The sequence below is a fragment of the Streptomyces sp. NBC_00459 genome (genome assembly GCF_036013955.1).
In the GTDB taxonomy this organism is placed as follows: Bacteria; Actinomycetota; Actinomycetes; order Streptomycetales; family Streptomycetaceae; genus Streptomyces.
In genome coordinates this window covers 840,205-855,104 of sequence record NZ_CP107903.1, presented here as the reverse complement: position 1 = coordinate 855,104, position 14,900 = coordinate 840,205, and the positions used below count along the sequence as shown (strand labels likewise).

Annotated in this window: 13 protein-coding genes; 7 read left to right on the top strand and 6 right to left on the bottom strand. The window is 71.3% G+C overall.

What is annotated here, in order from left to right; genetic code table 11:
- Positions 1-62: 62 nt before the first annotated feature.
- The 3 genes from OHN74_RS03575 (at position 63) to OHN74_RS03565 (ending at position 2,823) form a co-directional block, all read left to right on the top strand.
- The gene (locus OHN74_RS03575) at positions 63-764 is read left to right on the top strand and encodes a TetR/AcrR family transcriptional regulator (RefSeq protein WP_327693043.1); all 702 of its coding nucleotides are present in this window, start codon (positions 63-65) and stop codon (positions 762-764) included.
- Positions 765-880: 116 nt separating this feature from the next.
- Entirely contained in the window at positions 881-2,161 is a 1,281-nt protein-coding gene (locus OHN74_RS03570; protein WP_327693042.1) for a sensor histidine kinase, read from the top strand.
- Positions 2,158-2,823, top strand: a complete 666-nt coding sequence (locus OHN74_RS03565; RefSeq protein ID WP_327693041.1) for a response regulator transcription factor — start codon at positions 2,158-2,160, stop codon at positions 2,821-2,823. The genes OHN74_RS03570 and OHN74_RS03565 overlap by 4 nt, the downstream gene beginning before the upstream one ends.
- Here the strand turns inward: OHN74_RS03565 and OHN74_RS03560 are convergent.
- The 6 genes from OHN74_RS03560 to OHN74_RS03535 all read right to left on the bottom strand — a co-directional run bounded on the left by OHN74_RS03560 (position 2,784) and on the right by OHN74_RS03535 (position 8,578).
- A complete protein-coding gene (locus OHN74_RS03560; protein WP_327693040.1) occupies positions 2,784-3,107 on the bottom strand; it encodes a DUF6332 family protein in 324 nt (107 codons plus the stop codon). The genes OHN74_RS03565 and OHN74_RS03560 overlap by 40 nt on opposite strands.
- A gap of 71 nt (positions 3,108-3,178) precedes the next feature.
- Positions 3,179-4,666 carry an MFS transporter gene (locus OHN74_RS03555; RefSeq protein ID WP_327693039.1) on the bottom strand — a complete coding sequence of 496 codons (1,488 nt, stop codon included), beginning with the start codon at positions 4,664-4,666 and terminating at the stop codon, positions 3,179-3,181.
- 101 nt (positions 4,667-4,767) lie between these two features.
- A complete protein-coding gene (locus OHN74_RS03550; protein ID WP_327693038.1) occupies positions 4,768-5,931 on the bottom strand; it encodes an MFS transporter in 1,164 nt (387 codons plus the stop codon).
- 81 nt (positions 5,932-6,012) lie between these two features.
- On the bottom strand, positions 6,013-6,384 hold the full coding sequence (locus OHN74_RS03545; RefSeq protein ID WP_443060340.1) for a hypothetical protein: 372 nt from the start codon (positions 6,382-6,384) through the stop codon (positions 6,013-6,015).
- Positions 6,381-7,019 (bottom strand): SigE family RNA polymerase sigma factor, encoded by a 639-nt coding sequence (locus tag OHN74_RS03540; RefSeq protein WP_327693037.1) that lies wholly within the window; start codon positions 7,017-7,019, stop codon positions 6,381-6,383. The genes OHN74_RS03545 and OHN74_RS03540 overlap by 4 nt, the downstream gene beginning before the upstream one ends.
- Positions 7,016-8,578, bottom strand: a complete 1,563-nt coding sequence (locus tag OHN74_RS03535) for a sodium:solute symporter family protein (RefSeq protein ID WP_327693036.1) — start codon at positions 8,576-8,578, stop codon at positions 7,016-7,018. Before OHN74_RS03535 ends, OHN74_RS03540 begins: the two co-directional genes overlap by 4 nt.
- A gap of 170 nt (positions 8,579-8,748) precedes the next feature.
- Here OHN74_RS03535 and OHN74_RS03530 point away from each other — a divergent pair, with 170 nt between their 5' ends.
- The 4 genes from OHN74_RS03530 (at position 8,749) to OHN74_RS03515 (ending at position 14,821) form a co-directional block, all read left to right on the top strand.
- Positions 8,749-8,970 (top strand): DUF3311 domain-containing protein, encoded by a 222-nt coding sequence (locus OHN74_RS03530; RefSeq protein ID WP_327693035.1) that lies wholly within the window; start codon positions 8,749-8,751, stop codon positions 8,968-8,970.
- A 93-nt stretch (positions 8,971-9,063) separates the two neighbouring features.
- Positions 9,064-11,241: a carbon starvation CstA family protein gene (locus OHN74_RS03525; protein ID WP_327693034.1), complete on the top strand. Its 2,178-nt coding sequence runs from the start codon at positions 9,064-9,066 to the stop codon at positions 11,239-11,241.
- A complete protein-coding gene (locus tag OHN74_RS03520; RefSeq protein WP_327693033.1) occupies positions 11,238-11,426 on the top strand; it encodes a YbdD/YjiX family protein in 189 nt (62 codons plus the stop codon). The genes OHN74_RS03525 and OHN74_RS03520 overlap by 4 nt, the downstream gene beginning before the upstream one ends.
- 149 nt (positions 11,427-11,575) lie before the next feature.
- Positions 11,576-14,821, top strand: a complete 3,246-nt coding sequence (locus OHN74_RS03515) for an amidohydrolase family protein (protein WP_327693032.1) — start codon at positions 11,576-11,578, stop codon at positions 14,819-14,821.
- The last annotated feature ends 79 nt before the right edge of the window (positions 14,822-14,900 follow it).

The following is a 14,900-nucleotide window of genomic DNA, read 5'->3' as shown; positions in this document are numbered from 1 at the left end:
TCTTTTCGGTTCGGTGCTCTCGTTTGTGTGCACTGATCCGAAAACATGGAACACTCGCACCCATGAGCACCGCACAAGGAGCCCGCGCCCGCGCCAGGATCGAAGTCACCTCGGCGATCAAGGACGAGGCGCGCAGACAGCTCGCGGCGGAAGGCGCCGCCAAGCTCTCGCTGCGGGCAGTCGCCCGCGAGCTCGGCATGGTCTCCTCCGCGCTGTACCGCTACTTCCCCAGCCGCGACGACCTGCTGACCGCTCTCATCATCGACGCCTACGACTCCCTGGGCGAGGCCGCCGAGGCCGCCCACGCAGCCGCCGTGGACACCGGTCCGCTGCGGCGCTGGGTCGCGGTGTGCGAGGCGGTGCGCGGCTGGGGGCTGGACCATCCGCACGAGTACGCGCTGATCTACGGCTCGCCGGTTCCCGGCTACAAGGCGCCCGACACCACTGTGCCGGCCGCCTCCCGGGTCGGCCTGCTGCTGACCGGCATCGTGCGCGACGCCCACCGGAGCGTCGGCGTGGCGCGTACCCCGATCCCCGCCGAACTGCGCCCCGAGGCGGAGCGGTTGACCGCCGACCTCGCCTCCGACCTCCCGCCGGAGGTGACGATGGCGCTCGTCGCGGCCTGGGCGCAGGTGTACGGGCTGGTCGGGTTCGAGCTGTTCGGCCAGTTCAACCGGGTGGTGGAGGACCGGGAGACGTTCTTCCGGTATGCCGTCAGCCGGATCGGTCACGGGGTGGGGCTGGTGTTTCCCGAGAAGGAGTAGGGGCGCGGCCCGGAGGCGGTCGAGATCGGCCTTGCCCTCGTACTCCCCGGGGAGTACGGGTGATCACCTCGCCCGGCGGACGCCGTCGCGGGGCGGTGCCGTCTAGCGTGGCGGACATGGACGAGCAGAGGGTGCGCGGACGCGGGGGAGGCCCGCCTCGGTGGTGGGGGAACGGGCCTCCATGGCGGGAGCACCGGCACGGGGAGGGTCGGTACGGAGAGGGGCGGTACGGGGAGGTCCGGCCCGGGACGGACGGTGGAGGCGGCCGATGGCCCTGGCGTTCCACCCTCCTGCTGACCGTGTTCGTGCTCGCCGGCTCCAACTACGCTGCCGACCAACAGGTGGGCGAGCGCGCCCACCTGGACCTCTTCGCGCGGCTCCTGCTCGTCGTCGGCTCGGGACTGCTGCTGTGGCGGCAGCGGCACCCGGTGCTCGTCGTCTTCGGCACGGCCACGGCCGCCATGGTCTATCTCGGCGCCGGATACCCCTACGGGCCGGTCTTCCTGACCGTGGCCCTCGGCTGCTTCGGCGCCGTTGTCGCCGGGCACCGCAGGGCCGCGTGGACGGCAGTCGGGATGCTCTGGGCCGGACACGTCCTGATCGCGCACTGGCTGTACCACTGGCTGCCGCCGTCCGGCGACCAGGCCGCCTCCTGGGGGCAGGAGATCGTCGTCGCCGCCTGGGTGGCGGCCATCGTGGCGGTCGCCGAGCTGGTCCGGGTACGGCGGGAGCAGTGGGACCGGGAGCGCGCCGAGCGCGCCCAGGCCGCCCGGCGGCGGGCCGACGAGGAGCGGCTGCGGATCGCGCGCGAGCTGCACGACGTACTCGCGCACAGCATTTCGGTCATCAACGTGCAGGCCGGGGTCGGTCTCGCGCTGCTCGACTCCGACCCCGAGCAGGCCCGCAGCGCGCTCACCACCATCAAGGCGGCGAGCAAGGAGGCGCTCGGGGAGGTGCGTCAGGTGCTCGACACACTGCGTACGCCGGGGGACGCGCCGCGCGCTCCGGCGCCTGGTCTTGACCGGCTGTCCGAGCTGGTGGAGCAGGCGGCGGGGGCAGGGCTGACCGTCGAGGTGCGGGGCGCGGCCCCGAAGCTTTCGCCGGGTACGGACCTGGCCGCCTTCCGGATCCTCCAGGAGGCCCTCACCAATGTCGTACGGCACTCCGGTTCACGGCACGCGCGCGTGCGGGTCGACGAAGCGGACGGCGCCCTGCGGCTGCGCGTCGACGACGACGGGCCCGCGACCGCCGCCGACGCGGGTGGCAGCGGGAACGGGCTGGCCGGGATGCGGGAGCGGGCCGCCGCTCTCGGTGGCACGATCGAGGCGGGGCCGCGCGCGGACGGCGGTTTCCGGGTGCTTGCGGTCCTGCCGCTCAAGGTGAAGGAGGACCGGTGATCCGTGTACTGCTCGCCGACGACCAGTCGTTGGTCCGCGCCGGGTTCAGGGCGCTGCTCGACGCGCAGCCCGACATCGAGGTGGCCGGGGAGGCCGCGGACGGCGAGGAGGCGGTGCGCGGTGTACGCGAACTGCTGCCCGATGTCGTCCTGATGGACATCCGTATGCCCGTGCTGGACGGCCTGGCCGCGACCCGGAGGATCACCGGTGACGCGGCGCTGAACGATGTCAGGGTGGTCATGCTGACCACCTTCGAACTCGACGAGTACGTCTTCGAGGCGATCCGCTGCGGTGCCTCCGGCTTTCTGGTGAAGGACACCGAACCGGACGAACTCCTGCGCGCCGTACGGGCGGTGGTCGTCGGCGACGCGCTGCTCTCACCGGGAGTCACCCGGCGCCTGATCGGCGAGTTCGCCGCCCGTTCGAAGGAACCGGCCGCCGCCGACGCCCTCACCCGGCTCACCGAGCGGGAACGGGAGGTGATGGCCCTGGTCGGAATCGGCCTGTCCAACGAGGAGATCGCCCGGCGCCTGGTCGTCAGCCCGCTCACCGCGAAGACCCATGTGAGCCGCACGATGGTGAAGCTGGGCGCCCGTGACCGGGCCCAACTGGTCGTGCTCGCCTACGAGTCGGGGTTGGTACGGCCGGGCTGGCTCGGCTGAGCCCCACCGGTGCCGTCGTTCTCGCGGGAGAAGCGGTTCAGTACGCTCACCACCCGCACCGTGAACAGGACGGCGCCCAGCGTCGCCCCCGTGGCCACGAGCGTGGCCTGCACGGTGTCGGACAGCTCGAAGGCCAACGCCGGACCGGCCACCACCCCGAAGACGACGACCGCCAGGAACAGGGCGCTGCACAGGGCGTATCCGATCTCCACGGTCACCGCGTCCCGCCGGGCCTGGGAGTCTCGCGCGCGGCCCTGCCCTATGTGTCCCCCGTAGTTGTCCATCCACCGAGTCAAACAGGCCGGTGCCCGGCCGGGCAAGCCGCCCCGGCCGGGCACGGTGGCCGGAAATGCCCTCAGTCGCGGGCCGCCACCGGTTCGGTCACTGTCTCCTCCTGTTGCTGAAGGGACTTCGCGACCACGACGGACCGGCTCGGGTGCCGGGTGCGCAGACCGGGGAGTGTGGCGAGCAGGCCGACGAGGGCGATGCCCGTCACGACGATCAGTCCGGGCCGGTAGGCGTCGAGGACGGCCTGCGGTGAGGGGTTCTCGGGGGTGCCCGCGGTGACCACCGCCGTCACGACGGCCAGGAAGATCGCGCCGCCCACCTGGACCGAGGTGTTCAACAGGCCGGAGACCATGCCCTGTTCGTGGTCGTCGACGCCGTTCGTGGCCTGGATGTTGAGCGAGGGGAAGACCAGCGCGAAGGCCCCGCCGATCAGCACCATCGACGGCAGGATCAGGGTGGCGTAGCTGGGGTCGAGGCTGACGCGCAGGAACAGGGCGTATCCGGTGATCATCAGCGCGAAGCCCGCCACGATCAGGCGCTGGGTGCCGAACCGGTCGACTATCGCGCCCATCTTCGTCGCGGACAGTGCGACGATCGCTCCTGCGGGCAGGAAGGCCAGGGCGGTGTGCAGCGCCGACCAGCCGAGCAGCGACTGCATGTAGATGGTCACCAGGAACTGGAACCCGACGTACGAGCCGAAGAGGGTCAACGCACCGAGCTGGGCGCGGATCTGGGGACCGGAGCGCAGCACACCGAGCCGGATCAGTGGCCCGGCGGAGCGCCGCTCGACGCGGACGAAGACGGTCAGCAGCACTGCCACCGCGAGGAAGGACAACAGGGTACGGGCCGATGCCCAGCCGACTTCCGGGGCCTGGACGACGGTGAAGACCAGCAGCAGCATCGAGGCGGTGCCGAGGATCGCGCCGGGGACGTCGTAGCCGTTGTGGTCCTTCTCGCGTTCGCTGCGCGGCAGCAGCTTCAGGCCCGCGACCAGGGCGAGTACGGCGACCGGCGCGGGAAGCAGCATGGTGAGGCGCCAACTCGCCTCGGTGAGCAGGCCGGAGAGCACCAGGCCCATCGAGAAGCCGGTGGCCGCGCAGGTGGTGTAGATCGACAGGGCCCGGTTGCGCAACGGGCCCTCCGCGAAGGTCGTGGTGATGATGGACAGGCCGGCCGGGGCGGTGAAGGCGGCGCTGAGCCCCTTGACGAACCGGCTGGCGATCAGCAGCGGGCCCGAGTCGACGAGCCCGCCGAGCAGCGAGGCGAACGCGAAGACGCCGAGTGCCACGAGGAAAACCTGACGGCGTCCGAGCAGGTCGGCGGTCCGGCCGCCGAGGAGCAGGAGTCCGCCGTATCCCAGGATGTAGCCGCTGACAATCCATTGCAGCGTCGAGGTGGAGAGGTCGAGTTCGGAGCCGATGGACGGCAGTGCGACACCGACCATCGACACGTCCAGCGCGTCCAGGAACATCGCGGCGCAGAGCACGAGCAGGGTGCCCCACAGTCGGGGAGTCCAGCGTCCGTCGGACGCCGGGGTGTTGAGCGGAGAGGTCATGACGGAGACACTACATGCACATGCATCGAATGTAAGCGCATGTAATGCATACGCAATAAATGAAGGTCGGCTTCACGTGGCCGACTTCTGGGGACGCGCCGTCAGTTCGTCGCGGCGCGGCGAGTCGTCACGCCGATCAGGGCCGCGAGGGCGGCCAGCGCGGCCACGCTGGTGAGGGCGATGGGCAGGGACAGCCAGTCGGCCATGAAGCCGATGGCGGGCGGGCCCAGGAGCATGCCGCCGTAGCCGAGTGTGGACGCGACCGCGACTCCGTCGGGCCCCGCCAGGGCGCCGGCGCGTTCGACGGCGACGGGAAACAGGTTGGCGAGCCCGAGTCCGGTGATCACGAAGCCGAGAAGCGCCGCCCACAGGGAGGGTGCGAGCGCGCCGAGCAGCATGCCGGCCGCCGCGGTCGCACCGCCGTACACCAGGGTGCGGGTCTGGCCCAGGCGTTCGAGCAGCGTCGTGCCGGTCAGCCGGCCGATGGTCATGGCGAGTGCGAAGCAGGAGTAGCCGATCGCCGCGAGACCCGGTGTGGCGTCCAGGTCCTGCTCCAGGTGCAGTGCGCTCCAGTCGGCCAGGGCTCCTTCGCCGTAGGCGGTGCAGAGGGCGATCAGGCCGAAGACGGTCACCAGTCGACGGGTGCGGGAGTCCATGCGGCGTGCGGGGCCGGCCTTCCGCGCCGAGTTCTCCGGCGGGCTCGGTGGCTGGTGGCGCAGCAGGGTGCGGCCCGCGAAGAGGGTGACGAGCAGTCCGATCACGGTGAGGCCGAGCAGATGGCGCGTGGGGGACAGGACGCCGGCCACGAGTCCGCCGAGTCCGGCGCCGATCATGCCGCCGAGGCTGAAGGCCGCGTGGAAGCTGGGCATGATCGGGCGGCGCAGTGCGGCGACCAGGTCCACGGCGGCGCTGTTGAAGGCGACGTTGATGCCGCCGAAGGCCATGCCGAAGATCAGCAGGACGGCGCCGAGTGCGAGCGCGGAGTGCGTGAGTGGTGGCAGGGCGACGCTGAGGCAGAGGAGGACGGCGCAGGCGACGGTGACCTGGTGGTTGCCGTAGCGACGACAGAGGCGCCCGGTGAGGGTCATCGTGATGACGGCTCCGCCGGACACGCCGAGAAGAGCGAGGCCGAGGGCGCTGGCGGAGGCGTCGGTCTGTTCCTTGATGGCGGGGATGCGCACGACCCAGCCCGCGAACACGAAGCCGTCGAGGGCGAAGAAGACGGTGATGGCGATGCGGAGTCGGGTGAGGGGGTTGCCCGGCACGGGGTTACGTGTTCGGATTTTGTTTATTTGTGGCACAAATTGAGGCTAGGGCGGTGCCGGCGATCGGGGCAAGAGCGCCGGTCAGGGCGAGAGGCCGGAGACCGCGCCGGGGACGACCGCGTTACGGGTGCCCGAGAAGATGACGCCGGGGTCGGACGGGGCGTGGTTGAGGACCCACAGGCCGATCAGTACGGCGAGGGCGAAGACGACGGTGATCAGTACGGCGAGGACGAGCCGGCGGCGTCTCTCCCGGCGCAGCCAGTCGCCGCGTGCCGTGCGGTAGGCGTCGGGGGAGGGGGCGGCGCTCACTCCGCCGGCCAGAGTCTCCAGGGCGGCGCGCAACTCCCGTTCCATGCGGTCCTGTTCTGTGAGATCCGGCTTCGTGACGTCCTGTTTTGCGAAGTCCTGTGCCGTGAAGTCCTCGTGGGCCCGGTCCGGGCTGGTGTCGTTCATCGCCGTGTCTCCATCGCCTGGGTCAGAGCGGCGATGCCGCGTGCGGTGTGCGTCTTGACCGATCCGCAGGAGATCCCCATCGCGGCGGCGATCTCGCTCTCCTTGAGGCCCAGCCAGTGCCGCAGGACGAGAGCCTCGCGCTGTCGGGCGGGCAACTGCTGGAGGGCGCCGATCAGTACACGCTGGTCGTCGTGGAGCAGTGCGGTGCTCTCGGCGGAGGCGACGCAGTCGTCCGGGCGGGGCGGGTTCTCCACATGCCTGCGGGCGACCTGGAGGTGGCGTATGCGCATCCGGGTCAGATTGCACACGGTGGAGCGCAGATACGCCTCCGCCGCCCCGGTCTCCCGCAGCCTCCGCCACTTCCGGTAGAGCTGGTAGTAGGCCTCGGCCACCACGTTCTCCGGATCGTCCGCGCCGAGCAGGACGGCCAGCCGGAGCATCGAGGCGTAGTGCACCTCGAAGAGGCCGGCGAGGGCCGACTCCCGTTCGGCCTCGGCCGGATCGCCCACCACGGGGGCGAGGACGTCGCTCCCCGAGGCGGGTCGCGGAACGGACGGCGCGGCGACGGCCGGTTCGGCCAGGGCCGCGGCCACCGGTGGCATCACCGGCAGGGGCGTGTGCTGTCTGCGTCTCACGGGTTGTTCGCTCCCGTCTCGGGGCGTCGCCTGACGGTCAGGCGGGACGGCAGGTCGGTCGCGTCGGCGCCACGCGGGACGCCGAGACGTGTCAGGGCCGCGGTGCCGAGCACGGCGACGGCCAGGTTGAGCAGCAGGGCGGCCAGACCCGCGTAGATCTGGAGGGGCTGGTCGCCGGGACCGAACGGCACGATGGACGAGAAGCCCTCGCGCACCACCATGTACGTTCCGGCAGCCATGCCGGTGGCCCACCCGGCGAGCAGCGCGCGCGGATGCAGCCGGCCGGTGAACAGCCCGACGGCGACAGCCGGGAAGATCTGCAGGATCCAGACGCCGCCGAGCAGTTGGAGATTGACGGCGTCCTGGTCGCGCAGTCCGAACACGAACGCGACGGCCCCCACCTTCGCGGTGAGCGACACCGCCTTGGCGATGCGCACCTGCCGCTTGGGCGTGGCCGTCGGATGCACGTACTCGACGTACACATTGCGTACGAAGCTGGTGGCCGCCGCGATCGACATCACCGCGGCCGGGACCAGCGCGCCCACGGTGATCGCGCCGAACACCAGGCCCGCCAGCGGCCCCGGCATCAACCGGTCGACCAGCATCGGCACGGCCGCCTCGGCACCGCCCTCCGGTGCCCGCACCCCCGCCGCCAGCGCCGCGATGCCGAGGAAGCCGAAGAGCGCCAGCAGCCCCGTCCACGCGGGCAGCGACACGGCGACCTTGCGGACGGTGCGGGTGCTGTCGGCGGCGAAACCGGCGGTGAGAACGTGCGGGTACATGAGCAGAGCCAGTGCCGAGCCCAGGGCGAGCGTGGCGTAGGCCGGTTGCTGCTCGGGGGACAGGAGCAGGGGCGAGTGGGCGATGTCCGTTCCGCCGAGGCGGCGCGCAGCTCCGTCGAAGACCGCGCCGGGTCCGCCGAACCGGTCGAGGACCAGCCAGCAGACGACGCCCAGCGAGACGAAGACGGCCACCGCCTTGAGTGCCGAGATGACGGCGGGCGCGCGCAGCCCGTGGCGGTAGGTCGCGACCGCGAGGCCCGTGAACAGGGCGACCATGACGAGGTCCCCGGCAGCGCCCCGCGGATAGAGACCGCCGGCGGTCAACACGGCACGTATGCCCAGGAGTTGGAGTGCCAGATACGGCATTGTCGCGAGGATCCCGGTCAGCGCGACCACCAGGGCCAGCGGCGGCGAGCCGTACCGCCCGCGCACGAAGTCGGCGACGGTGATGTAACCGTGCCGCCGGGCCACCGCCCACAGCCGGGTCAGCAGGACGAACGCGAGCGGGCAGACGATCACCGTGTACGGCACCGCGAAGAAGGCGGGCGCCCCGTTGCCGTACGCCAGTCCGGGCACGGCGGTGAAGGTGTACGCGGTGAAGATCGTGCCGCCGAGCAGCAGCCAGGTCCACACCGGGCCGAGGCTCCGGTCGGCCAGCGCCCAGCCCTCCAGGGAGGGCAGCCGGTCGCTGGGGCGCAGGCGGCGCGCGGTCACGGCGAGCAGCGACGCCCCGCCGATCACGGCGAGGAACGTCGTGGTCATGGCGCTGTCCGCCATGGGTCACCGTCCTTGGTGTGCCTGAAACCCCTCGCCGGAGAGTTGCGCGGGTGGCCGGTTCGGTGGACAGGGAACCGGCGGGAAATCTTCTGGAAATTCGGTGTCAACCGTTTCCGGCGGGTGGGCAACTCTTGCACAGACCCACAACGAGCGGGAAGGGAGCGCAGGTCATGACACGGACCGGGCATGAGCGGCTACGACACGTCGCCGTAGCCGTGCTGCTCCTCGCGCCCGCGGCGGGGCTGCTGTGGGTCCCCTGGTACTCCGGTGCGAGCCCGCATCTCGCCGGGACGCCGTTCTTCTACTGGTACCAGCTCGCCTGGGTGCCGGGGAGCGGGCTCTGCCTGCTCGCCGCCTACGCGCTGACCAGGAAGGAAGGCCGCGACCCCTGACCGGGTCGGCCGGCCACCGACGTCACCCCCGCTGAACCGCGCGCCCGACGCGTGCTCAGCCATCACCCACCACCGTCAAGGTGAGGAGCCGCCATGCCCGCATCAGTCATGCCCGAATCCGCTCTCCCGGCGCCGGAAGGCCCGCCGTCCACGCCCTCCGGTCCCGGCCGTATGACTCCGCGCTCGATGCTGCTGTGGGCCGCCGTCGCCCTGGTCGGTGCGATCGGCTGGGGCGTCCTCGCGCTGGCCCGGGGGGAGGAGATCTCCGCGGTCTGGCTGGTGATGGCCGCCCTCGGGTCGTACGTCATCGCCTACCGCTTCTACTCCCGCTTCATCGTCCGGCGAGTACTGAAGCCGGACGACAGCAGGGCCACTCCCGCCGAACGTCTCGACGACGGCGTCGACTTCCAGCCGACGGACCGCCGGGTGCTGCTGGGGCATCACTTCGCCGCGATCGCGGGCGCCGGGCCGCTGGTGGGGCCGGTCCTCGCGGCCCAGATGGGATATCTGCCCGGCACCCTGTGGATCGTCGCCGGAGTGATCTTCGCCGGGGCGGTGCAGGACATGGTGGTGCTGTTCCTGTCCATGCGGCGGGACGGGAAGTCGCTCGGGCAGATGGCCCGGGACGAGATCGGCAGGGCGGGCGGTGCGGCGGCCCTGATCGCCGTGTTCGCCATCATGATCATCCTGCTCGGGGTGCTGGCCCTGGTCGTGGTCAACGCGCTCGCCCACTCGCCGTGGGGCACCTTCTCCGTCGCCATGACCATTCCCATCGCCCTGTTCATGGGGTTCTGGATGCACGTCATCCGCCCCGGCCGGGTCGTCGAGACCAGCCTCATCGGGGTCGCCCTGCTGCTCCTCGCGATCATCGGCGGCAGCTGGATCCAGAACTCCTCGCTCGCCGACACCTTCACCCTCAGCCCGACGACCCTGGTCTTCTGTCTGGTCGGATACGGCTTCGTCGCCTCCGTCCTCCCGGTGTGGATGCTGCTCGCGCCGCGCGACTACCTCTCCACCTTCATGAAGATCGGCACCATCGCGCTCCTCGCGGTCGGCGTCGTCGTGGCCGCGCCCGTCATGCGGGCGGACGCGGTGAGCGACTTCGCCTCCTCGGGCGCCGGCCCGGTCTTCGCAGGATCGCTCTTCCCGTTCCTCTTCATCACGATCGCCTGCGGTGCCCTCTCGGGCTTCCACGCGCTGGTCGCTTCCGGAACCACTCCGAAACTGATCCAGAAGGAGTCCCAGGTCCGGATGATCGGCTACGGCGCCATGCTGATGGAGTCGTTCGTCGCGATCATGGCTCTGATCGCCGCGGCCACCCTCGAACCCGGCCTCTACTACGCCATGAACGCCCCCGCCGGGCTGCTCGGCACCACCGCCGAATCCGCCTCCCACGCGGTGGCGGGCCTCGGCTTCACCATCACCCCCGACCAGCTGACACAGGCGGCGAAGGCCGTCGAGGAACAGACACTGATCGCTCGCTCCGGCGGCGCGCCGACCCTCGCGGTCGGTATGTCGGAGATCTTCTCGGGGATCTTCGGTGGGGCGGCCCTGAAGGCCTTCTGGTACCACTTCGCGATCATGTTCGAGGCGTTGTTCATCCTGACGACGGTCGACGCGGGCACCCGGGTCGGACGCTTCATGCTCCAGGACATGCTCGGCAACGTCTGGAAGCCGATCGGCAGGGTCAACTGGAAGCCCGGAATCTGGCTGTGCAGCGGACTCGTCGTGGCTGCCTGGGGCTACTTCCTCTACACCGGCGCCACCGACCCGCTCGGCGGAATCAACCAGCTCTTCCCGCTGTTCGGCATCGCCAACCAGTTGCTCGCCGCCGTCGCCCTCACCGTCTGCACGACGGTACTGATCAAATCCGGCCGACTGCGCTGGGCCTGGGTCACCGGCGTCCCGCTCGCCTGGGTGGTCGCGATCACCTTCACCGCCGGCTGGCAGAAGATCTTCTCCGACGATCCCCGGCTCGGCTTCTTCGCCCAGCGCGCCAAGTACTCCGACGGCATCGACGCCGGTCAGGTCCTGCCGCCTGCCAAGACGCTCGACGACATGCACACCGTGGTCACCAACTCCACGGTCGACGGCGTCCTGATCGCCGTGTTCCTGCTGCTCGTCTCGGTGGTCATCGCCAACGCGGCCGTGGTGTGCGTACGAGCCGTACGCTCGCCCGTCCCGCTCCCGACGACCGAGTCGCCGTACGTCGAATCCCGCCTCGACATACGGGAGGACACCGCCGAGCCGCTGGTGGGGGCCCGCTCGTGAACGCCCGGCGCTGGGCCCGAACCGTGCGCTGGTACCTGCGTGAACTGACCGGGGAAGCGGAGTACGACCGGTACTGCGAGCGCCACCGCGACCACCACCCACAAGCCCCCGTACCGACCCGGCGAGAGTACGAGGTGCTGCGCACCCTGCACCGGGAGACGCATCCGCAGAGTCGCTGCTGCTGACACCCGGCCCGGAATCTCCGGGAGGGGTGAAGATCGGCCGAGAAGCATCGGGGCGGGGTCCGGAAACGGGCTCCGCCCCGTACGTTTTCTCCACTGGTCGCTGCTGCCCGACCTGTCCGACACGCCAACTCCGCGCACGGGGAGACCTCTTGGACGCCGAAGACACCTCAAGCACCACGGACGACACCCGGATCGGCCCGCTCTCCCGCCGTAGATTCCTCCAGGTCACCGCGACTGCTACCGCCACGGCCGCCGCGCTCGCCGACGCCGTTACGCCGGCCACCTCCGCCGACGCCGTTACGCAGGCCGCGTCCGCCGCGCCCCGTACGGCGACCAGCCTCACCTTCACCGCGGCCACGGGTGGCTCCGCGACCCTCGCTCCCTCCGGAGACCGGCTGGTCGCCGAGGTCCAGAACGTGCTGTGGTCCGTGCCCCGTGGCGGCGGAACGGCCGTCGCCCTGACCGCGCCCGGCCTCGAACCCACGCGCCCGCAGTTCTCGCCCGACGGCAGCCGTCTCGTCGTATGCGCCTACCGAGGCGGAGGCTTCCATCTGTGGACGCTGCGACCCGACGGCACCGGCCTGCGGCAGCTCACCGACGGGCCGTGGGACGACCGGGGACCCGCCTGGTCCCCGGACGGCACCCGGATCGCGTTCGCCTCCGAGCGCGGGGGCGACACCGTGACCGGTGCCCCGTACCGCGTCTGGGTCGTGGACGTTCGCACCGGCGCGCTGACCCGGCTCACCGGGCGCCCCGGCCAGCAGGGCCCCGGACAGAACGCCGCCTGGGAGGACTTCGACCCCACGTGGTCACCCGACGGCGAGCGGGTGCTGTTCGTACGCGCGACCGTCCCCGTGCCGGGCACCCTCCGCGCGGCCACTGTGGCGTCGGTGGCCGCCGACGGCTCGGGACCGGTCACCGTGCAGCACACCGACGAGTCCGGCGCCCTGCTCATGACCCCCGCGGTCTCGCCCGCCGGACGCCTCGCCTATCTGCGCACCACGGCCGCGCCCGCCGCCTCCTGCACCCTCGTCGTCGACGGCGCGCCGATCGCAGTCGGGGGCGACCTTCTCCCGGCGCCGCCCCGCTGGGTGGACGGCGAACGGCTGCTGCTGAACATCGACGGCCACTTCCGTCTGGTAGACCCGGACGCGCCGGACGACGGCGAACAGATCCCGTTCACGGCCACGTTGCCCGTGCACCGGCCCAACTACCGCACCAAGGCGTACGACTTCGAGGGTTCCGCAGCTCGTCCCGTCCGCGCGCTCCACCTGCCCGCGCTCTCCCCGGACGGCCGATCCGTGGCCTTCGCCGCGCTCAACGCACTGTGGACGGCCGGTACGAAAGGCGGCCGTCCACCCCGCAAGGTTCTCCAAGTCCCCACCACGCGTTATGTGTTGGCGCCGACCTGGACCCCCGACGGCACGGCTCTGGTGTACGCCGACGACCGCGACGGTCTGTTCACCGTACGGCGCCGCGACCTCGACTCCGGCGCGGAGACCGTGCTCGCCGAGGGCGGCCGGGTCTTCCCCGCCCTCTCGCCCGACGGGACACGGCTGGCCTGCCTGGACATGTCGGGCAACCTCGTGGTGCGCGACCTGCCCGACGGCGCCGAACGGGTCCTCGCCGCGGCGCTCGGCGCCGGTGGCCTGCCCGGCCGGCCCAGTTGGTCGCCCGACGGCCGGTACGTCGCCCTGTGCGACCGGAACCGTGTCAACCAGCGCTTCCGCGAGGGCTACAACCTCATCCGAGTCGTCGACACCACCACCGGTACCGCCGCCCTGCACTCCTTCGCCCCGCACACCTCGATCGCCGACCGCTACGCCTGTGGCCCTGTCTGGTCCCCGGACGGCCGATGGATGGCGGTCGTCGTCGAGTCCGCGCTGTGGCTGCTGCCGGTCCGCGCCGACGGCACCCCCGACGGCGAGCCCCGCAGGCTCACCACCGAACCGGCAGACCACCCGTCCTGGTCCGCCGATGCCCGCACCCTCCTCTACCTCTCGGCGGGCACCCTGCGCCTGATCGGCATCGCCGACGGCAGCACGCGTACCGTCCGAGTCCCACTGGACTACCGCAGGCCCCGCCCTGCCGACACGGTCGTGCACGCGGGACGCTTCTGGGACGGCACCGGGCCGGACGTCCGCGAGGACATCGACATCGTGATCCGGAGCGGCCGTATCGCCGAGGTCGCCCCGCACCGGGCCGGCCGCCAGGCCGTTCGCAGGGTCGACGCGAGCGCACGCACCGTGATCCCGGGTCTGTGGGACGCGCACACCCACCCCTGGCAGTCCACCTACGGAGGTCGTCAGACCGCGCTGCAGGTCGCGTACGGCATCACGACGGCCGTCTCCCTCGGCGGCTTCGCCTACGAGCAGGCCCGCATCCGGGAGGCGGTGGCCGCGGGCGCACTCGCCGGACCCCGGCTGCTGTCCACCGGCGAACTGCTCGACGGGGATCGAGTCGCGTACAGCATGGCCCGCGCCCACCGCACCCCCGAGGGCCTACGCCGTTCACTGGCGCGTGCGGAGGCGCTGGAGTGGGACTTCGTGAAGACGTACGTACGAGCCCCCGGCTGGGTGATGAAGGAGGCCGCCGACTTCGCCCACGACCGGCTCGGCGTACGCAGCGGCAGTCATCTGTGCAGCCCCGGCGTACAGCTCGGACAGGATCTGACGACCCATCTGCAGGCCACACAGCGGCTGGAGTTCGGGCACGCGACCACGGCCTCGGGGCGCGCGTACCAGGATGTGGAGGAGATCTACACCCGTACCGACTTCCACCTCGTCGCCACCCCGTTCACGGCGTTTCCCCTGCTCGGCGCCGACCCCGCGCTCGCGGACGACCCGCGCGTCACCACACTCATGCCGCCGTGGGACACCGCGCTCGTCCGGCAACAGGCCGCGATGCCGCCCACCGGGGCCCAACTGACGACTCTGGACCGGGAGTTGGATGTCTATCGGCGGATCCTTACGGCGGGCGGCCTGGTCGCGCTCGGTACGGACCAGCCGCTTGTCCCGGTGGGCCTGCACCTCCATCTGTCCCTGCGCGCACTGCACCGCGTCGGCCTGTCACCGGCGGAGGCGCTGCGTACCGCCACCCTGCTGCCCGCACGGGTCTTCGGCGCCGACGCGGACCTCGGCACACTGGAGGAGGGCAAGCTCGCGGACCTGACGGTCGTGGACGGCGACCCGTTCACCGACTTCGCCACCCTGATCCGCACCGTGGCGGTCCTGCGTGGCGGCATCCCCTTCGAGCAGGCGGACCTTGTCGACGCCTTCGAGGTCACCGCCGCACGGCGCCTCGACCCACGGCGGTCGGCGTCTGCCGAGGACTGGCTGGAGGTCAGCCGCCAGATGCGACGGGACGGCTGCTGCTCCCCGGAGAACGGGGGCTGACCAGCCGGGCGGGACCGCTCCGAGAGGTGATGTGGGCCTCATGCCGCATATCGTCGTGTGGTAGCCGATATCGCACTTG